The 18440-nt window shown below is 71.8% G+C and carries 17 protein-coding genes; 12 read left to right on the forward strand and 5 right to left on the reverse strand.

Going from position 1 to position 18440, the window contains the following annotated elements:
- The first annotated feature begins 88 nt into the window (after nucleotides 1-88).
- Complete coding sequence (gene ahcY, locus ACIGNX_RS09735; protein WP_396538136.1) at nucleotides 89-1552, forward strand: adenosylhomocysteinase; 1464 nt, start codon at nucleotides 89-91, stop codon at nucleotides 1550-1552.
- 45 nt (nucleotides 1553-1597) lie between these two features.
- On the opposite strand, the gene ACIGNX_RS09740 is transcribed toward ahcY, so the two are convergent.
- The gene (locus ACIGNX_RS09740) at nucleotides 1598-2557 is read right to left on the reverse strand and encodes a hypothetical protein (protein WP_396538138.1); all 960 of its coding nucleotides are present in this window, start codon (nucleotides 2555-2557) and stop codon (nucleotides 1598-1600) included.
- 140 nt (nucleotides 2558-2697) lie between these two features.
- On the opposite strand from ACIGNX_RS09740, the gene ACIGNX_RS09745 reads away from it, so the two are divergent.
- The 7 genes from ACIGNX_RS09745 (at nucleotide 2698) to secA (ending at nucleotide 12857) form a co-directional block, all read left to right on the forward strand.
- Complete coding sequence (locus tag ACIGNX_RS09745) at nucleotides 2698-3339, forward strand: dTMP kinase (protein ID WP_396538140.1); 642 nt, start codon at nucleotides 2698-2700, stop codon at nucleotides 3337-3339.
- 184 nt (nucleotides 3340-3523) lie between these two features.
- Nucleotides 3524-4201 (forward strand): MtrAB system response regulator MtrA, encoded by a 678-nt coding sequence (mtrA, locus tag ACIGNX_RS09750; RefSeq protein WP_015104936.1) that lies wholly within the window; start codon nucleotides 3524-3526, stop codon nucleotides 4199-4201.
- A 16-nt stretch (nucleotides 4202-4217) separates the two neighbouring features.
- Entirely contained in the window at nucleotides 4218-5951 is a 1734-nt protein-coding gene (gene mtrB, locus ACIGNX_RS09755; RefSeq protein ID WP_396538142.1) for an MtrAB system histidine kinase MtrB, read from the forward strand.
- Nucleotides 5948-7684, forward strand: a complete 1737-nt coding sequence (locus tag ACIGNX_RS09760) for an LpqB family beta-propeller domain-containing protein (protein ID WP_396538144.1) — start codon at nucleotides 5948-5950, stop codon at nucleotides 7682-7684. Before mtrB ends, ACIGNX_RS09760 begins: the two co-directional genes overlap by 4 nt.
- A gap of 78 nt (nucleotides 7685-7762) precedes the next feature.
- Nucleotides 7763-8383, forward strand: coding sequence for a ComF family protein (locus ACIGNX_RS09765; protein ID WP_396538146.1), 621 nt, complete (start codon nucleotides 7763-7765; stop codon nucleotides 8381-8383).
- Nucleotides 8384-8813: 430 nt separating this feature from the next.
- Entirely contained in the window at nucleotides 8814-9506 is a 693-nt protein-coding gene (gene hpf / locus ACIGNX_RS09770; protein ID WP_396538148.1) for a ribosome hibernation-promoting factor, HPF/YfiA family, read from the forward strand.
- 474 nt (nucleotides 9507-9980) lie between these two features.
- The gene (gene secA, locus ACIGNX_RS09775; RefSeq protein ID WP_396538150.1) at nucleotides 9981-12857 is read left to right on the forward strand and encodes a preprotein translocase subunit SecA; all 2877 of its coding nucleotides are present in this window, start codon (nucleotides 9981-9983) and stop codon (nucleotides 12855-12857) included.
- A 317-nt stretch (nucleotides 12858-13174) separates the two neighbouring features.
- Here secA and ACIGNX_RS09780 read toward each other — a convergent pair whose 3' ends face one another.
- On the reverse strand, nucleotides 13175-13534 hold the full coding sequence (locus ACIGNX_RS09780) for an Rv3235 family protein (protein ID WP_396538152.1): 360 nt from the start codon (nucleotides 13532-13534) through the stop codon (nucleotides 13175-13177).
- A gap of 57 nt (nucleotides 13535-13591) precedes the next feature.
- Between ACIGNX_RS09780 and ACIGNX_RS09785 the strand changes: the two genes are divergently transcribed.
- On the forward strand, nucleotides 13592-14002 hold the full coding sequence (locus ACIGNX_RS09785) for an HAD-IA family hydrolase (protein ID WP_396538154.1): 411 nt from the start codon (nucleotides 13592-13594) through the stop codon (nucleotides 14000-14002).
- A 316-nt stretch (nucleotides 14003-14318) separates the two neighbouring features.
- On the opposite strand, the gene ACIGNX_RS09790 is transcribed toward ACIGNX_RS09785, so the two are convergent.
- Nucleotides 14319-15065 carry a TrmH family RNA methyltransferase gene (locus ACIGNX_RS09790; protein ID WP_396538156.1) on the reverse strand — a complete coding sequence of 249 codons (747 nt, stop codon included), beginning with the start codon at nucleotides 15063-15065 and terminating at the stop codon, nucleotides 14319-14321.
- A 64-nt stretch (nucleotides 15066-15129) separates the two neighbouring features.
- Between ACIGNX_RS09790 and ACIGNX_RS09795 the strand changes: the two genes are divergently transcribed.
- The 3 genes from ACIGNX_RS09795 to ACIGNX_RS09805 are packed head-to-tail and all read left to right on the forward strand — an operon-like array spanning nucleotide 15130 to nucleotide 17673.
- On the forward strand, nucleotides 15130-15798 hold the full coding sequence (locus ACIGNX_RS09795; protein ID WP_396538158.1) for a phosphotransferase: 669 nt from the start codon (nucleotides 15130-15132) through the stop codon (nucleotides 15796-15798).
- 10 nt (nucleotides 15799-15808) lie between these two features.
- Entirely contained in the window at nucleotides 15809-17185 is a 1377-nt protein-coding gene (locus tag ACIGNX_RS09800; protein WP_396538160.1) for a wax ester/triacylglycerol synthase family O-acyltransferase, read from the forward strand.
- On the forward strand, nucleotides 17182-17673 hold the full coding sequence (locus ACIGNX_RS09805) for a DUF6912 family protein (protein WP_396538162.1): 492 nt from the start codon (nucleotides 17182-17184) through the stop codon (nucleotides 17671-17673). The genes ACIGNX_RS09800 and ACIGNX_RS09805 overlap by 4 nt, the downstream gene beginning before the upstream one ends.
- 5 nt (nucleotides 17674-17678) lie before the next feature.
- On the opposite strand, the gene ACIGNX_RS09810 is transcribed toward ACIGNX_RS09805, so the two are convergent.
- Both ACIGNX_RS09810 and ACIGNX_RS09815 read right to left on the reverse strand, forming a co-directional pair.
- Nucleotides 17679-18047 carry a VOC family protein gene (locus tag ACIGNX_RS09810; RefSeq protein WP_396538164.1) on the reverse strand — a complete coding sequence of 123 codons (369 nt, stop codon included), beginning with the start codon at nucleotides 18045-18047 and terminating at the stop codon, nucleotides 17679-17681.
- A gap of 236 nt (nucleotides 18048-18283) precedes the next feature.
- On the reverse strand, nucleotides 18284-18440 hold a 157-nt coding region (locus ACIGNX_RS09815), incomplete at its 5' end, for a non-reducing end alpha-L-arabinofuranosidase family hydrolase (protein ID WP_396538218.1).

The following is an 18440-nucleotide window of genomic DNA, read 5'->3' on the forward strand; positions in this document are numbered from 1 at the left end:
ATTGGTGCGCAGATGCCGCCGACCTCCTCGGCCCGGCGTGGCGGGCGGTAGTGTCGGTTCGGCCCACCCCAAGATGGAGGAACCCGCGATGACCGCCGAGAGGCTCCAGACCCGCAACGGCATCGACTTCGCCGTAGCGGACCTCTCCCTGGCCGAGTTCGGCCGCAAAGAGATCCGGCTGGCCGAGCACGAGATGCCCGGCCTGATGGCGTTGCGCCGCGAGTACTCGGAGGTCTACCCCCTCAAGGGTGCGCGGATCTCCGGCTCACTGCACATGACCGTGCAGACCGCCGTGCTGATCGAGACCCTGGTGGCGCTGGGCGCCGAGGTCCGCTGGGCGTCGTGCAACATCTTCTCCACCCAGGACCACGCGGCCGCCGCGGTCGTGGTGGGCCCGCACGGCACCGAGGAGGAGCCGAAGGGCGTCCCGGTGTTCGCCTGGAAGGGCGAGACGCTGGAGGAGTACTGGTGGACCGCCGAGTCCATGCTGACCTGGCCGGACGGCGGCGGCCCGAACATGATCCTGGACGACGGCGGCGACGCGACGCTGCTGGTCCACAAGGGCGTGCAGTACGAGAAGTCCGGCGTCGTCCCGCAGCCCGAGGCGGACGACTCCGAGGAGTGGACCCTGGTCCTGGAGACGCTGCGCAAGTCGCTCGCGGCGGACAAGGGCAAGTGGACCAAGATCGCCGAGGGCATCCGCGGCGTCACCGAGGAGACCACCACCGGCGTGATGCGGCTGTACCAGCTGGCCGCCGCCGGCGAGCTGCTGTTCCCGGCCATCAACGTCAACGACGCGGTGACCAAGTCGAAGTTCGACAACCGGTACGGCATCCGGCACTCGCTGATCGACGGCATCAACCGGGGCACGGACGTGCTCATGGGCGGCAAGGTGGCCGTGATCTGCGGTTACGGTGACGTCGGCAAGGGCGCGGCGGAGTCGCTGCGCGGCCAGGGCGCCCGCATCATCGTCACCGAGATCGACCCGATCTGCGCCCTGCAGGCCGCGATGGACGGCTACGAGGTGCAGACGCTCGAGGACGTCATCGACCGCGCCGACATCGTGATCACCACGACCGGCAACAAGGACGTCGTGCGCATCGAGCACATGGAGCGCATGAAGCACCAGGCGATCGTGGGCAACATCGGCCACTTCGACAACGAGATCGACATGGCCGGCCTGACCCGCTTCCCCGGCATCCGGCGGATCAACATCAAGCCGCAGGTCGACGAGTGGGTGTTCCCGGACGGCCACTCGATCCTGGTGCTGTCGGAGGGCCGCCTGCTCAACCTGGGCAACGCCACCGGCCACCCCAGCTTCGTGATGTCCAACTCGTTCTCCAACCAGGTGATCGCCCAGATCGAGCTGTTCACCAAGTACCAGGAGTACGACAAGGAGGTGTACCGCCTGCCTAAGAAGCTGGACGAGAAGGTCGCGCGCATCCACCTGGAGGCGCTGGGCGGCAAGCTCACCAAGCTGACGAAGGACCAGGCGGAGTACATCGACGTGGACGTCGAGGGCCCGTACAAGCCGGAGCACTACCGCTACTGAGCCGCGGTGGCCGGCCGGGGCGGTGGTGCCGCCCCGGCCGGCCCGCTAGGTCCACTCGACGCTGATCCCGGCCACGCCCGGGCCCACGTCCTCGAAGTAGGCGCTGGCGAAGCCGCCCAGCCCGCAGACCAGCTCCTCCAGGTCCACCGGCGCGGCCTCGGCGTCCACCCGGAACTGCTTGGTGCACCGGGCGGGCAGGGCGCGGCGGTTGAACGCCAGTTGCAGCAGGTAGCAGCGGCACGGTTCGCGGAACGCGCGCCGGTGGCCGGGCGTCGGCCCGCCCGTGTCGTCCACCACCGTGAAGCTGAACACGTGCTCCTCGCCCTCGGCCAGCCTGCGGTCGAACAGCAGCTCGAACGCCAGCCCGCGGGTCGCCGGCTGCCGCCGCAGCCGCCCCAACCGGCACCCCTCGCCCGGCCGCACGAGCGCGTTGTCGACCAGGCTGCCCTCGTCGCCCTGGTGCACGGCCAGGTACCGGTCCGGTCCGGCCTTCGCCGCCCGCACGACGAGCCGGGTGCTGATCGACCGCTGCTCCCGCTCCGGCCCGATGAGCACGGTGTCGTGCACGGACAGGACCTCGATGTCGGGGTTCGCGCCGACCCCGCTGACGGCCTCGAACTCCGACAGCACGGGTGCCGGCGCGACCCAGCCGACCGGTCTGGTCGGGCGGGGCTGCGGCCGGTTGCCGACCAGCGCCACCAGGGACTCCGGCGGCAGCCGCAGCACGGTCTCCAGCGCCCGCACGGTGGCGATGGCCCGGGGTACTTCGGGGTGTCGCAGACCGCGCTGCCAGTAGCTCAGCGTGGACTGGCCGACCTGGACGCCGAGCTGCTCCAGGTGCGCCCGCAGCCGGGCCAGCGACAGGCCCCGGTGCGCGATGGCGTCGTGCAGGGCCCGGTGGAACGGCCCGTACCGCAGCGTCTCGGCCAGGCCGCCGGGCAGGCTCCCGGGCGGGTGGGCGGCCTGCTCGTCAACCGGTGTGGCGTGCCCGGAATCCGCGGTCACCGCGGCACCACCCTTTCGCGCAACCGGAAATGGGGTTCACCGTAGTCACTCAATCTGGTGACGCAAAGGATCTCTTGTCACCCGACTGGGCGATGTGATGCGGCCGATCGTGAGCGGAGGGTGCCCCTTAGGGTGGGTCCGTGGGAAAACTGGTCGTGATCGAGGGCTTGGACGGCGCCGGCAAGCGCACCCTGGCGCGGGCGTTGACCGACGCGCTGGCCGCCCGCGGCGCGAAGGTCGTCACGGGCGCGTTCCCCCGGTACGACGAGGACGTGCACGCCGACCTGGTGCGCGACGCGCTGCACGGCCGGCTCGGCGACCTGACGGACTCGGTCTACGGCATGTCGGTGCTCTACGCGCTGGACCGGCGCGGGGCGGCCGACCGGATCAGGTCCGACCTCGACCGGTTCGACGTGGTGCTGCTCGACCGGTACCTGGCCTCCAGCGCGGCCTACGGCGCGGCCCGGCTGCACCAGGGCGCGGACGGCGCGTTCGTGGGGTGGGTGCGGTCGCTGGAGGTGGACCGCTTCGGGTTGCCGGTCCCCGACCTGCACCTGCTGCTGCGCGTGCCGGCGCGGGTGGCGGCGGACCGGGCGGCCCTGCGCGAGGCCGAGGAGGCCCGGGGCCGGGACCTGTACGAGTCCGACGGCGGGCTGCAGGCGCGCTGCGCGGCCGTCTACGACGGGTTGGCCGCGGCCGGCTGGCTCTCGCCGTGGGAGGTCCTGGACGGCACCGGTGACCTGGACGTCGAGGCGCTGCTCGACCGGTGGTTCGCCCGTTAGTGTAGGAAGGTAACGAACCGTCACCACTCCGCCGATGAGTCGCTGAGGATTCCCGCTCAGCGAGACGAGGTGGCTCGTGGACCGGCGGCAGAGACTGGCTACGGAGTGGACGCGCGCGGCGACCAGCAGCGATGACCGCTGGGTGGTGCGTGGGGCTTCGGCCACTAGTGGGACGATGTTGGGTATGAAGGCACGCGTGCTCGTCGTCGACGACGACCCCGCTCTGGCGGAGATGCTGACCATCGTGCTGCGGGGCGAGGGCTTCGACACCGCTGTGGTGGCCGACGGCGCCCGCGCGCTGCCCGCGCTGCGCGAGTTGAAGCCGGACCTGGTCCTGCTGGACCTGATGCTGCCCGGCATGAACGGCATCGACGTCTGCAAGGCCATCCGGTCGGAGTCCGGCGTCCCGATCGTGATGCTGACCGCGAAGAGCGACACGGTCGACGTCGTGCTCGGCCTGGAGTCGGGCGCGGACGACTACGTGGTCAAGCCGTTCAAGCCGAAGGAACTGGTGGCCCGCATCCGGGCGCGCCTGCGGCGCACCGAGGCCGAGCCCGCCGAGGTCCTCCAGATCGGCGACCTGACCATCGACGTGCCCGGCCACGAGGTGCTGCGCGAGGGCAAGCCGATCCAGCTCACGCCGCTGGAGTTCGACCTGCTCGTGGCGCTGGCCCGCAAGCCGCGCCAGGTGTTCACCCGCGAGGTGCTGCTGGAGCAGGTGTGGGGCTACCGCCACGCGGCGGACACGCGGCTGGTGAACGTGCACGTGCAGCGGTTGCGGTCCAAGGTCGAGCGCGACCCGGAGCACCCCGAGGTGGTGCTGACCGTGCGCGGGGTCGGGTACAAGGCCGGCCCTCCGTGACCGGGGCGCACCGGCCGTGAAGCGCCGTTGGCTCGACCCCGTGGTGCGCCAGGCGCGCCGCGGGGTCGAGCGCGCGCGCCGGCAGGTGGTCGCGTTCGGCGAGCTGTGGCGGCGCTCGTTGCAGCTGCGCGTCGTCGTCAGCACGCTCGCGCTGTCGTCGGCCGTGGTGTTCGTGCTGGGCATGGTGCTCCAGGTGCAGATCACCGGCCAGCTCCTGGAGACCAAGATCGAGGCGGCGGTCCGGCAGACCGAGGCGAGCGCGGCGGCGATCCAGCCCGACCTGGCGGGCCTCAACCCCGGCCCGGACAGCGTCAAGACGCGGTTCACCACCGCCCTGAACAAGATCAACACCTCGGGCGTCGACCTCGACCCCACCAGCTCCGGCGCGGGCGCGTTCGAGCCGGTGCTCCGCGACCCCGTCGGCACCGGCTCCGACGGCCTGCCCGTCGCCGTCGGCCAGTACGAGGACGTGCCCGACGGGCTGTTCAAGATGCTCGAACGGGGCAGCGCCGGCTACCAGATCACCACCGTGGAGCGGGAGACCGGGCCGACCACGCTGCTGGTCGTCGGCAAACCGGTCAACAGCTCCGCCCGCGCCATGCACCTGTACCTGCTGTTCCCGCTGACCAGCGAGCAGGCCACCGCCGACGTCGTGCAGAGCACCCTGGTCGTCGGCGGCATCGCGCTGCTCCTGCTGCTCGCGCTCATCGCGAACCTGGTCACCCGGCAGGTCGTGCGGCCCGTGCGGCAGGCCGCCGAGATCGCCGAGCGGTTCGCCGACGGCAGCCTGGACGAGCGCATGCCCGTCGTCGGCGAGGACGACGTGGCGCGGCTGGCCGAGTCGTACAACGAGATGGCCGCGAGCATCCAGCGGCAGATCCACCAGCTGGAGGAGTTCGGCCAGCTCCAGCGCCGGTTCACCTCCGACGTGTCGCACGAGCTGCGCACCCCGTTGACGACCGTGCGGATGGCCGCCGACGTGCTGCACGCCTCGCGCGAGCAGTTCCCCGGCGGCCTGGCCCGGTCGACCGAGCTGCTGGTCGACGAGCTGGACCGGTTCGAGTCGCTGCTGGGCGACCTGCTGGAGATCAGCAGGCTCGACGCGGGCGTGGAGGAGCTGGCCGCCGAACTGGTCGACATCCGCGTGCTGGCCCGGCGCGCGCACGACGCCGTGCGGGCCATCGCCAACAGCAGCGGCACGACCATCGTGCTGGACCTGCCCGACCACGAGGTGAACGCCGAGCTGGACTCCCGCCGGGTCGAGCGGATCCTGCGCAACCTGCTCGCCAACGCCATCGACCACGGCGAGGGCCTGCCGGTCGAGCTGACCCTGCGGGGTGACGGCGAGGCGGTCGCGGTGACCGTGCGCGACCACGGCGTCGGCCTGCGGCCCGGCGAGGCGGACCTGGTGTTCAACCGCTTCTGGCGCGCCGACCCGTCCCGCAACCGCCGCACCGGCGGCACCGGCCTGGGCCTGTCGATCAGCCTGGAGGACGCGCGGCTGCACGGCGGCTGGTTGGAGGCGTGGGGCGAGCGCGGCCTCGGCGCGGTGTTCCGGCTCACGCTGCCGTGCCGCCTCGGCCACGAGCTGACCGCCAGCCCGCTGCCGCTCGAACCGCCCGACCTGCCGCCCGTGGTCGACCCCGACCCGGACGCGCCCGAGCCGGTGGAGGAGGTCGAGCTGACCGAGGAGGAGTTCACGTGGCAGCCCGCGCAACCGGTCACCGGCGATCGCGAGGAGGTCCGGTGAGGCTGCTCGCGGTGCTGCTGTGCGCGCTCGTGGCGGCGGGGTGCGCCGCGATACCCACCGAGACCTCGCCCATCGCGGTCAACCCCTCGGCGGGCAACGCCAGCGAGGCCGCCGCGCCCGAGCCGGTCAAGGACATCGACCCGCTGACGCTGGTCCGGGAGTTCGTCAACGCCTCGGCCAACCCCGAGGGCGACTACGCGGCGGCCAAGGCGTACCTGACCGAGGACGCCAAGAAGGCGTGGAACACCAAGGGCACGCCCACGATCATCGACACGACGTTCAACACCGTGCCGACGGCGGGCCTGGCCTCGGACGACAAGCACCGCACCGTGCTGCTCCAGGGGCGCAACGTGGGCCGGTTGCAGCTGGAGGACAACTCGTTCATCCAGCTCATCGGCCCGCTCGACACGCCGATCGGCATCGAGCGCGACGCCGCGAACCAGTGGCGCATCTCCGCCCCGCCCGACGGCATCTACGTGCCGCTGGGCGGGTTCCAGCAGAACTACCGGCGGGTGACGCTGTTCTTCTACAGCCCGGACTTCACCGTGCTGGTGCCCGACCCGCGGTGGGTGGTCATCGCGCCGTCGACGTCGATCCCCAGCCGCGTGACGAGCCTGCTGCTCAAGGGACCCGCGGTGGGCATGCGCGGCGCGCTGGCCACGGCCATCCCGAACGGCGCGGCGCAGCGCAAGAACACCTCCGAGGCCAACGACGGCGCGCTGGAGGTCGACCTGACCAAGGTCGGCGACATCACCGTGCAGGTCGGCAAGCAGATCGTGGCGCAGGTGGTGAAGTCGCTCGCGGGCGTGACCAGCAGCCGCATCCGGGTGCAGGTCGAGGGCCAGTCGATCAACGGCGACCAGCACGAGTGGCGGCCCGCCGACGTGCAGACCGGCGAGGCGCTGACCACGCCGAACGCCGACCTGAACGGGATGCTCGTCGGCAACGGGCGGGTCCGGCAGGTCACCGGCGACCCGGTGCCCGGCCCGGCGGGCTCCGGCGACTACCAGGCGCTCAGCGCGGCGCAGTCGATGGACGGCGGCAGGCTGGCCGTCGTGAGCCGGGTCGGCGAGGGCTCCGTGCGGCTGCGGGTCGGGCCGGTGCAGGAGCAGCTCGCCGAGGTCGACCTGCGCGCGTCGACCATGACGAGACCCACGTGGCTGCTCAGCGGCAGGCAGGGCGAGCCGAGCGGCGAGGTGTGGACCGTCGCCGACGGCACCAAGGTGGTCCGCGCGATCAAGACCGACAGCGGGTGGGCGGCGAACGCCGTCAACGCCTCCGAGCTGACCGAGCTGGGCGCCGTCAGCGAGCTGCGGCTGTCCCGCGACGGCACGCGGGTGGCGGCCGTGGTGGGCGGGAAGCTCGTGGTCGCGGCCGTGGTGCGCGACCGCGACCAGGACTCGGCGGTGTCGCTGCGGTCCCCGCGCCACCTCCAGCCGTCCGTGCTGGGGTCCAGCGCGCTGGCGCTGGACTGGCTGGCGCAGGACGTGCTGGTGGTCAGCACGTCGCTGGTGTCGTTCCCCATCGCCAAGGTGAACATCGACGGCGTGCGGATGGAGCGGTACAACACGTCGAACCTGACCGTGCCCGTGGGCTCGGTGACCGCCGCGCCCGGCCGCAACGTGCTGGCGGTCGACCAGAGCGGGCTGTGGAGCGCGAACGACGTGGGCGACGTGTGGCGGGCGTCGCCGACGAAGGTGGAGCCGGGGACCCTGGCGTTCTACCCGGGCTGAAGCTTCACCCGATCGGGAGTGCCGCCGACCCCGGCGGAGGGGGCATTCCCGTCGGGGGTCGCCGGCATGGTCGACCGCGTGCTGATCGACCTGCTGTTCCCGCCCCGCTGTGCCGGCTGCGGCACGTGGGGCGCCCGCGCCTGCGACCGCTGCCTGGCCCTCTTCGGGTCGCCGAAGCGCGTTCCCGGTGTCGGGCCGCCGGTGTTCGCGTTGGCCGCCTACGCGGGCGCGGCGCGCGAGCTGGTGCTCGCGTTCAAGGAGCGCGGGCGCCGTGAGCTGGCGGCCGTGTTCGGGGCGTTGGTGGCGGCGGCCGTGCCGGTGCTGCCCGGTGTGGGCGCGGACCCGTGGCTGGTGCCCGCGCCGTCGCGCGCGTCGGCCGCCCGGGCCCGCGGCGGTTCCCACGTGGTGGGAATGGCACGCGCGTCCGGCTTCGCCACCGTGCCGGCGCTCGCTTTCACGAGGGGCGTTCGCGATTCCGCGCGGCTCGACGCGGCGTCCAGGCAGGCGAATCTCGCCGGTCGCGTCCGGCTCGTCCCGGATCGCCTGCCGCCACCGGGAGCCGGGGTCGTCCTGCTGGATGACGTAGTGACGACGGGATCGACGGCGCGCGCCTGCGTTTCGGTGTTGAAAACGGCCGGGATCGGGGTATCCGCTGTGCTCACACTGACAACTGCACGCAGAACCCACCCACACGGGTGAATCGTACCGGGAACCTCCCGGAGGGCTCGCCCGTTGGCCGGTTATGACGCCCGCGCAGAGGCCGTTCACCGCAACCTCTCTGCCGTCGAGTGCCTGTGCCGGCCTCGGCCTTTCGGGTGAGCGGCCGCCGGTGTGGCGGTCGTGCGCGCCCCCGTGGCGCGTTGCCGGGAGGAGTTTTTCGTCGCTCTCCGTCACGACAAGAAAATCTTGGAGATCCCCCGCCCCGGGGGCTGTCGCGGCGACGAATACCGGGCTAACGTGCACCGCTATCAGCGTTCCCGGCACGCGGGGAGGAGGCGAACAGCCCATGATCCTGGCGCCGGCGGTGCGTTGAGGGCCACCCTCAGCGACAACTCCGTGAAGACGATCGCGAAACCGGCGCCCCAGTGATCCGAAGTCATTGCTCGCAGCAAAGCGAGGGAGGTCGTGTATGGACATCGTCGTTAAGGGCCGCAACGTCGAGGTGCCCGATCACTACAGGGTTCACGTCGCCGAAAAGCTGGCCAGGCTCGAGCGTTACGACCGCAAGGTCATCCGGTTCGACGTGGAGCTTTTCCACGAGCCGAACCGCAGGCAGTCCAAGAACTGCCAGCGGGTCGAGATCACCGGCAAGGGGCGCGGCCCGGTGGTCCGCTCCGAAGCGTGCGCGGGCGACTTCTACGCCGCCCTGGACGTCGCGGTCGCCAAGCTCGAGAACCGGTTGCGCCGCTCGCACGACCGCAGGCGCGTGCACCACGGGCGACGTGGCCCGACATCGGTCGCCGAGGCGACCAGCGGACTCGGGGAGTCGCTCCCCCTCCGCCCCGACAGCGACGGCGGCCAGGCGCAGGGCATGTGGCTCGGCCACACCGCCGTGCTGGAGGCCGCCGAGCCGGAACCCGCGGACGAGGGCATGGCGGAAGTGCCCGCGCAGCGCTGGGAAGACGGCCTCGAGGACAACCTGCCCGGTCAGATCGTGCGCGAGAAAGAGCACGCGGCCAAGCCGATGACCGTCGACCAAGCCCTCTACGAGATGGAACTGGTCGGACACGACTTCTACCTGTTCTCCGACGCCGACAGCGGCCGTCCGAGCGTCGTCTACCGCCGGAAGGGGTTCGACTACGGCGTGATCAGGCTGGCCTGAGCGCCACCTGACCACTTCCCCCCACCCTGACTTCTCGCAACCCCCGGCGTCGCGGACGCCGGGGGTTGCGGTGCCCCGCGCCCCGGATTCCCGGTAAATCAATCACGGACGACCACCGCGGTCCGTCATGTCCGAACGACGTGGACGCGCGTCGAAGTCCTCCGCCGTTCCCGCCGCCGATTTCTCTCGGGCACCGAGGAATTGACCGCGCCGTCACCCGTGGCCGAGGTCACGTACCGCGTTGCGTCCGTCCGGGTGGCGACCCGCCGGCGCGGTCACGCAACGCGATCTTGGCCGGCCCCGGCCGGTCGTCCGGGAGGCCCTCCGGGCGGGCTTCCTACCTGTGTCTGTGCACACACCTTCACGACTTGCCTACGATGGCTAGTGGTGAAGGCTCGCCATGGCCGTGGTGAGCCCCTGTGGAAGGCGCCCGTCCCCCGGGCGCGTCGCGATGAGGTAATGAGGTCGACCCAGATGGTGCTGTCCCGACTGCTCCGCGCCGGCGAGGGCAAGATGCTCAAGCGCCTGCGCAACATCGCAGCGCACATCAACAGCCTCGAAGACGACGTCGTCGACCTCTCCGATGCGGAGCTGCGCGCGAAGACGGAGGAGTTCCGCAAGCGCTACGCCGACGGCTGGACCCTCGACGACCTGCTGCCGGAGGCGTTCGCCGTCGTCCGCGAGGGCGCCAAGCGCACCCTCGGCCAGCGGCACTTCGACGTGCAGCTGATGGGCGGCGCGGCGCTGCACCTCGGCCAGATCGCCGAGATGCGCACCGGTGAGGGCAAGACGCTGACCTCCGTGCTGCCCGCGTACTTGAACGCGATCGCCGGCGAGGGCGTCCACGTCGTCACCACCAACGACTACCTGGCCAAGCGCGACGCGGAGTGGATGGGCCGCATCCACCGCTTCCTCGGCCTGACCGTCGGCGCCATCCTGTCGGAGATGACCCCCGAGCAGCGGCGGGTCGCCTACAACGCCGACATCACCTACGGCACGAACAACGAGTTCGGCTTCGACTACCTCCGCGACAACATGGCGTGGAGCCGCGAGGAGATGGTCCAGCGCGGCCACTTCTTCGCCATCGTGGACGAGGTCGACTCGATCCTCATCGACGAGGCCCGCACGCCGCTGATCATCTCCGGCCCCGCCGACCAGTCCTCGCGCTGGTACGTCGAGTTCGCCCGGCTGGCCACCAGGATGCGCCGCGACACCCACTACGAGGTGGACGAGCGCAAGCGCACCATCGGCGTCACCGAGGCCGGCGTGCAGTTCGTCGAGGACCAGCTCGGCATCGACAACCTGTACGACTCGACCAACACCCCGCTCGTCGGCTACTTCCAGAACGCGATCAAGGCCAAGGAGCTGTTCGCCAAGGACAAGGACTACATCGTCCGCAACGGCGAGGTCATGATCGTCGACGAGTTCACCGGCCGCGTGCTGGCGGGCCGTCGCTACAACGAGGGCATGCACCAGGCGATCGAGGCCAAGGAGGGCGTCGAGATCAAGGCGGAGAACCAGACCCTCGCCACGATCACCCTCCAGAACTACTTCCGCCTCTACGCCAAGCTCGGCGGCATGACCGGTACGGCGGAGACCGAGGCCGCGGAGTTCCACCAGACCTACAAGCTCGGCGTGGTGCCCATCCCCACCAACCGCCCGATGCAGCGCAAGGACCAGGCCGACCTCGTCTACAAGACCGAGGAGGCCAAGTTCGAGGCGGTCGCCGAGGACATCGCCGAGCGGCACGAGAAGGGCCAGCCCGTGCTGGTCGGCACGACGAGCGTCGAGCGCTCCGAGTACCTGTCCAAGCTGCTGGTGCGCAAGGGCATCCCGCACGAGGTCCTCAACGCCAAGCACCACGAGCGCGAGGCGCTGATCATCGCCAAGGCCGGCCGCAAGGGCGCCGTCACCGTCGCCACCAACATGGCCGGCCGGGGCACCGACATCGTGCTGGGCGGCAACCCGGACATCATCACCGACCACGAGCTGCGCGAACGCGGCCTCGACCCGGTGGAGACCCCGGAGGAGTACGAGGCCGCCTGGGCGAAGCTGATCGAGGAGATCACCGCCGAGGTCAAGGCCGAGGCCGAGGAGGTGCGCGACGCGGGCGGCCTGTACGTGCTGGGCACCGAGCGGCACGAGTCGCGGCGCATCGACAACCAGCTGCGCGGTCGTTCCGGCCGCCAGGGCGACCCGGGCGAGTCCCGGTTCTACCTGTCGTTGAAGGACGAGCTGATGCGCCGCTTCAACGCGGCCATGGTCGAGACCGTGATGACCCGGCTGAAGGTGCCGGACGAGGTGCCGATCGAGCACAAGATGGTCACCCGGGCCATCCGCAGCGCGCAGACGCAGGTCGAGCAGCAGAACTTCGAGATCCGCAAGAACGTCCTCAAGTACGACGAGGTCATGAACGAGCAGCGCAAGGTGATCTACGCCGAGCGCCGCCGCGTCCTCGACGGCGAGGACCTGCGCGAGCAGGTCGAGCACATGATCACCAGCGTGGTCGGCGCGTACGTCGACGGCGCGACCGCCGACGGCTACGCCGAGGACTGGGACCTCGACCAGCTGTGGACGGCGCTCAAGACGCTGTACCCGATCACGCTCGACCACAAGAAGGTGCTCGAGGAGGACGAGGACGTCACCCGGGAGTCGCTGAAGGCGAAGCTGCAGGCCGACGCCCTGGCCGCCTACGAGGCGCGCGAGGCGGACATCGACGGCCGGGTCGGGCCGGGTGCCATGCGCGAGCTGGAGCGCCGCGTCCTGCTCTCCGTGCTGGACCGGAAGTGGCGCGAGCACCTGTACGAGATGGACTACCTGAAGGAGGGCATCGGCCTGCGGGCGATGGCCCAGCGCGACCCGCTGATCGAGTACCAGCGGGAGGGCTTCGACATGTTCAACGGCATGCTGGAGGCCCTGAAGGAGGAGACGGTCGGCTTCCTGTTCAACCTGCAGGTCGAAGCCGCCGAGCCGGAGCCCGCCGCCGAACCGCCGGTGCAGGTCTCGATCGCGAACGGCGGCCCCCTGGCCGGCAGCCGCGCCCGGGCCCGCGCCGCCGCGGCCGCCGCCCAGCAACAGCAGGCCGAGGCGAACCAGGCCGACCAGGCCCCCGCCGGCCCGGCGCTGGCGCAGCTGCAGAGCGGCAACGCGATCCCGCCGGCACTGCGCGGCAAGGGCCTGGACGGCCGCGCCCAGCAGGGCCTGACCTACACGGGCCCGTCGGAGAGCGGCGACGCGCAGAGCTCCGGCAACGCCCAGCAGTCCGGCGGCCCCCAGAGCGGCACCCGCAAGGAACGCCGCGCCGCCGCCCGCGCCCAGGCCAAGGGCCAGCGCAAGGGCCCCCGCCAGTAACCCGAGCACGACCGCGGAGCGGGCCACCGACCACGTCGGTGGCCCGCTCTCGCGTTTCCGCCCCGATGCCGGGCTGCGCCGCCAACGGCCGCCCAGCCCCGACCTGCGTGCGGACCTCCGTCTGTGGATCTCGTCTGCGGGCCTCTGTCTGCGCCTCGACTCGGCCGCGACCTCTGCCCGAGGTACGAGAACAGTGTTTCCGTACAGATGTGGCCGAATGTCACTCGATCGTGTGGCGGCGGGCTTGGTTGGCGGTGGGCTTGGTTGGCGATGGGGCGGGGTTGGTGGCCCCGCCGCCGACGGCATTTCCGATCCCGTCAGGGGAGGAGGTGGAATTCGGTGCAGTGCCAGCGGGAGCCCCGGCGTTCCACCCGGGCGGCGAAGGCGCGCACCTTGGTCGGCAGGTGCAGGGTTCCGGCCAGTTCCGCCGCCTCCGGGGACACGTGGCACAGCCGGTAGCGGCCCAGGCGGGTTCGGGTTCGGCTGACCGCCTTCGTCACGGTGGTCAGGGCGGTCGGGGTGAAGGTCTCCGACAGCTGGCGCGGTGGGCGTCGACCGCTCAGCGCCTCCACCAGGGGGAACAGGAAGTGGCGGGCGTCCAGCGGCGGGGGCGGCGGCGGTTCGGTGGGCGCGGCGCCGCGGTTCGGGGCGGTCAGGGCGCGGAGTTGAGGTGGCATGCTGAACCGAGGGCGTACGGGCGGGATTTCGTACCAAGATCACCCGATGGAGGCACGGTGCGGGGACTCGTTCTCGACTTCGGCGGCGTCCTCACCGACCACGGTGACGACCTCTCGGCCACCGAGCCGCCCCTCCTGGCCGCCACCCGCCAGGCCCGCCACCGGGGCGTCCTCACCGCGATGCTGTCCAACGCCGACTTCCTCTGGCGCCCGCCCGCCGGCTGGGAGGACCTGTTCGACGTCGTCATCACCTCGGGCGAGGTCGGCCTGGCCAAGCCCGACCGCCGCATCTACCTCCTCGCCGCCGAACGCCTCGGCCTGCCCGCCGACCAGTGCGTCTTCGTGGACGACCTCGCGGTCAACGTGCGGGGCGCGGCGGAGGCCGGGATGGTCGGTGTGCACCACCAGTCCGTGTCGGCCACCCTCGAGGAATTGGAAATCCTGCTCCAGATCCCCCTCCGGGGTTAATCGGTGACGAACGGCCACGGGAATTCCACCTGGCCGGTGAATTGCCGCTCACCCTGGTTCCCTCGTACGTTCGCATCGTTACCGGTGGACATCTTCGAGGAACGGCACGACCGCGTGCCTCTGTCCCGCCCCGGTGTCGTACGAGGGGCACGGGTGCGGGACGTCGGGGGCTGATCGGGACGGGCCCGACGGGTACCGCGTCGGGTGGCTGTGGTGAGCCACCGATCAGCCTGGTTGGGCAGCGCGGGTGTCGGAGCGGCCCTCCGGCACCCGCGCTGCGCAACGCCCGACCCCAAACGCCCGACGCCCGCCGCGCTCACGCGCTGCGGCGACGCACCACCTCGAAGCACAGCACGGCCGCCGCGCTGGCCACGTTCAACGACTCGACCCCCGCCGCCATCGGGATGGACAACCACCCCGTCACGTGCGGCCGGACGTCCTCGGAGATGCCGGCCGTCTCGCTGCCCAGCACGAACGCCGCCCGCGCCGGCAGGTCGGCCGAGTAGACCGACGACCGCGCGCCCGCGTCGAGCGCGAAGACCGGGTACCCGGCCTCCCGCAGCGCGGCCACCGCCTCGCCCGCCGTCGCGCACCGCAGCACCGGCGCCCGGAACGCCACCCCGGCCGACGCCTTGACCACCATCGGGTCGATCGACGCCACACCGCGCCGCGGCACCACGATGCCGTCCACCCCGGCGGCCGTCGCGGTGCGCAGGATCATGCCGACGTTCGCGGGCGTGGTGATGCCGTCCAGCACGAGCACGAACCGCGGCCGCTCGGGCAGCGCCACCGACAGCGGCCGCATCCGGGGTGCCACGACGTCGGCCAGCACGCCCTGGTCCTGCTTGCCGTTCCCGGCCAGCACCTTGACCCGCTGCGCCGTGGCCCGCTGCACCGCGACACCGCGCCGGCCGGCCGCCTGCAGGATCTCCCGGGCGGCCGGGCCGCGGGCCGTGTCGGCGAGCACGACCTTGTCGACCTCGAGCCGCGGGTCGTCCAACGCCTCCAGCACGGGCTTGCGGCCGTACACGGTGACGAACTTGTCCTTGGGTGACACATCCACGGGGAAGAGTGTCCTCCACCCGTTTGGGGCTTGTTTCTCCGCTGTCAATCATGATGATCGTCACATGACACCGCGCGACGAGGCGCACCGTCTGCTGGCCACCGGCCGGGAGGCGGACGTCTACCTGCGTCCGGACGGCCTGCTGGTCAAGCGCAGCCGCACGGGTCGCGACCCGCGGCCGGAGGCCGAGCTGATGCGCTACCTGCGGCGGCACGGCGTGCCGGTGCCCAGGGTGGCGGACTGCTCGGAGACCGACCTGGTGATGGAGTACGTCCCGGGCCCCCGCATGTCGCAGGAGCTGGACGCCAAGCCGTGGCGGGCGGGTGCGCTGGGCCGGGAGCTGGCCCGGCTGCACGGCGCGCTCGACCGGGTGCCCGCGCCGGCGTTCCTGCACGGCGACGGCGACCTGCTGCACCTCGACCTGCACCCCGGCAACGTGGTGCTGGGCCCGGAGGGGGCGGTGGTGGTGGACTGGGGCAGCGCGGGCAAGGGCGACCGCAAGGTGGACGTGGCGTTGAGCTGGCTGGCGATGGCGGTGGCACCGCTGCGGCCGGTCATGCGGTTCGCCCGATCCCGGATGGTGCGCGGGTTCCTGTCCGGCGTCGACGGGGCGGTGCGGGCCGAGGCGCGGCGCGCGATGCCGGCCGCGGCGGCGATCAGGCTGGCCCGGCACGAGCGCGACGAGGCCGAGGTCAGCGCCGTGCGGCGGCTGGTGCGGGAGTGCAGCGACTAGCCTGGACCGCATGCCCGACCGCCTGTCCGCGCTGGACGCCTCGTTCCTGTACCTGGAGGACTCCACGACGCCGATGCACGTCGGCGGGGTGGCGGTGTTCCGGCGGCCGCGCACGGGCTTCGACTACGACCGCCTGGTGGAGCTGATCGAGCAGCGGCTGTCGCTGGTGCCCCGGTACCGGCAGAAGGTCGTGCCCGTGCCGGGGCGGCTCGCGCGGCCGGTGTGGGTGGACGACCCGGACTTCGACGTGACCTACCACGTGCGGCGCTCGGCGTTGCCGAAGCCGGGCAGCGACGGGCAGTTGCACGAGCTGGTGGCCCGGCTGATGTCCCGCCCGCTGGACCACAGCCGGCCGCTGTGGGAGGTCTACCTCGTCGAGGGCCTGGTCCGGAACCGGACTGCGGTGATCACCAAGACGCACCAGGCGGTGGTGGACGGGGTCGGCGCCCCGGAGATCGGGCAGGTGATGCTGGACGTCTCGGCCACGCCCCGGCCCCCGGTGGAGTCGCTGTGGATGCCGTCGCCGGAGCCCAGCGGCCTTCGGCTGGTGGCCGACGCCGTCGCCGAGGCCGTGCAGCGGCCCGGCGAGGTGGTGGAGAACGCCCGCTCGGCGGCGATGGACACGGTGGCGACGGTGCGGAAGGTGACCGGGGTGTTCGGCGGGCTGCTGTCGGCGGTGCGGACCGCCGCGACGCCCGCGCCCGGCAGCCCGCTGAACGTGCGGATCTCGCCGCAGCGCCGGTTCGCGGTGGCCCGCACGAGGTTGGACGTGCTGCGCGAGGTGCGCCGCGCGCACGGCGGCACGGTGAACGACGTCGTGCTGGCCGTGCTGTCCGGCGCGCTGCGGAACTGGCTGCTGTCGCGCGGCGAGGTCGTCACGGCGGGCACCACGATCCGGGCGATGGCGCCCATGTCGGTGCGCGACGACGAGGCGCGCGTGTCGGCGTACCTGGTGGACCTGCCGGTGGGGGAGCCGAACCCGGTCGTGCGGCTGCACCACGTGTCGCACGCGATGCGCGCCCACCAGGAGTCGGGCCAGTCGGTGGCGGCGCAGACCCTGGTGAAGCTGTCCGGGTTCGCCCCGCCGACGCTGCACGCGCTGGGCGCGCGGGCGGCGTCGTCGTTCTCGCGGCGGCTGTTCAACGTGGTGGTGACGAACGTGCCGGGCCCGCAGGTGCCGCTGTACGCGGCGGGGGCGCGGATGATCGAGATGTTCCCGGTTGTGCCCTTGGCGAAAAGCCAGGCGCTGTCGATCGGCGTGACGTCTTATGACGGTGGCGTGTACTTCGGCCTCAACGCCGACCGCGACGCCATGTCCGACGTGGACGTGCTGGCGGCGATGGTGGAGGAGTCGGTGGAGGAACTGATGGGAGCGGTGTCTTCATGAGGGTGTACCTCCCGGCGACCGTCGCGATGCTGCGCGACCTGGTGGAGCACGGCGAGTTCGTGCCGGTGGGCGGCACGGGGTTCGCCCTGACGCCCGCGCTGCGCGAGTCCTACGCGACCGGCGACACGGAGGAGCTGGAGTACTCGGCGATGCTCGACGCCGCGCGCGGTTCGCTGCGGCTGATCGCGGGCGACGAGAAGGCCCCGCCGCGGCGGGCGGTGGTGTCGGCGGACGTGGACGACGTGAAGCTGCGGCCGGACCTGGACTTCTCGGTGGTGAAGCTGTCGGGTCCGGTGCCGATGAAGGCGATCGCGGCGATCCACCTGGACACGCTGGAGGCCGAGGACGACGTGCGCGCGGCGGCGGAGGTCATCGACGCGGCGGACCTGGGCGACCCGGACGCGGAGTTCGCGCTGGGCGGCGCGGAGGACCACGAGCTGGCCTGGTACGCGCCGCAGGAGCTGCCGTTCCTGCTGGAGCTGATGTAGCGGCGCTACATGCCCTCGGCGGGCTGCCAGAGTTCGATGCGGTTGCCCTCCGGGTCCACGCACCACCCGAACCGGCCGAACTCCGAGTCCTCGGTCTGCGGCAGCACCTCGACGCCCCGGCTGCGCAGCCGCTCCAGCAGCTCGGCCAGGTCGTCCACCCGCAGGTTGATCATCGCCCGCTGGCCCGGCTCGCCGAAGTAGTCGGTGTCGTCGGCGAACAGGGCGAACGTCGTCGTCTCCGACTCGACCCAGTGGAACGTGATGGCGCCGCCGTCGCTCATCGGCACGCCGAGGTGCCGGCGGTACCACTCGGCCATCCGCTCCGGGTTGCGGGCGCGCAGGAAGACGCCGCCGATGCCTGTCACCTTCGCCACGGCTGCGCACCGTACTACCGGGTGCGCCCGCCGGCCCATGGACGTGGTCACCGCGCCACCCGATCCGGTCAACGGAGCGGCGCGACCGTACCCACCCGGCCGCGTCGGCGGTGACTCTCAGCTCCCAAGATCGGCAAGCTCTCAAGATCGGCAAGCTCCCAAGACCGGCAAGCTCCCAAGACCGGCGGGCGGGGGTCGACCGCGCGGACCGGCCGCGCGGTCGACCGCCGGGAGGGTCAGCGCCGCAGCGTCAACAGGCCCGGCCGGTAGGGCAGCAGGCCGTAGTCGCCGCCGGAGCTGGGGTTGCGGCCCTGGTAGAGGAATTGCAGGTTGCAGGGGTCGATGGTCTTGGTCTGGTCGGGGTTGGTGCGGATCAGGTCGCCGTGGCTGATG

Origin of the sequence: Actinosynnema sp. NPDC053489 (assembly GCF_044544865.1) — a bacterium.
Classification (GTDB): Bacteria; Actinomycetota; Actinomycetes; order Mycobacteriales; family Pseudonocardiaceae; genus Actinosynnema.

Coding starts and splice junctions, on each gene's coding strand:
- ahcY (WP_396538136.1), top strand. CDS start 89: ATGACCGCCGAGAGGCTCCAGACCCGCAACGGCATCGACTTCGCCGTA.
- mtrA (WP_015104936.1), top strand. CDS start 3,524: ATGAAGGCACGCGTGCTCGTCGTCGACGACGACCCCGCTCTGGCGGAG.
- hpf (WP_396538148.1), top strand. CDS start 8,814: ATGGACATCGTCGTTAAGGGCCGCAACGTCGAGGTGCCCGATCACTAC.
- secA (WP_396538150.1), top strand. CDS start 9,981: ATGGTGCTGTCCCGACTGCTCCGCGCCGGCGAGGGCAAGATGCTCAAG.
- ACIGNX_RS09780 (WP_396538152.1), bottom strand. CDS start 13,534: ATGCCACCTCAACTCCGCGCCCTGACCGCCCCGAACCGCGGCGCCGCG.
- ACIGNX_RS09795 (WP_396538158.1), top strand. CDS start 15,130: ATGACACCGCGCGACGAGGCGCACCGTCTGCTGGCCACCGGCCGGGAG.
- ACIGNX_RS09800 (WP_396538160.1), top strand. CDS start 15,809: ATGCCCGACCGCCTGTCCGCGCTGGACGCCTCGTTCCTGTACCTGGAG.
- ACIGNX_RS09805 (WP_396538162.1), top strand. CDS start 17,182: ATGAGGGTGTACCTCCCGGCGACCGTCGCGATGCTGCGCGACCTGGTG.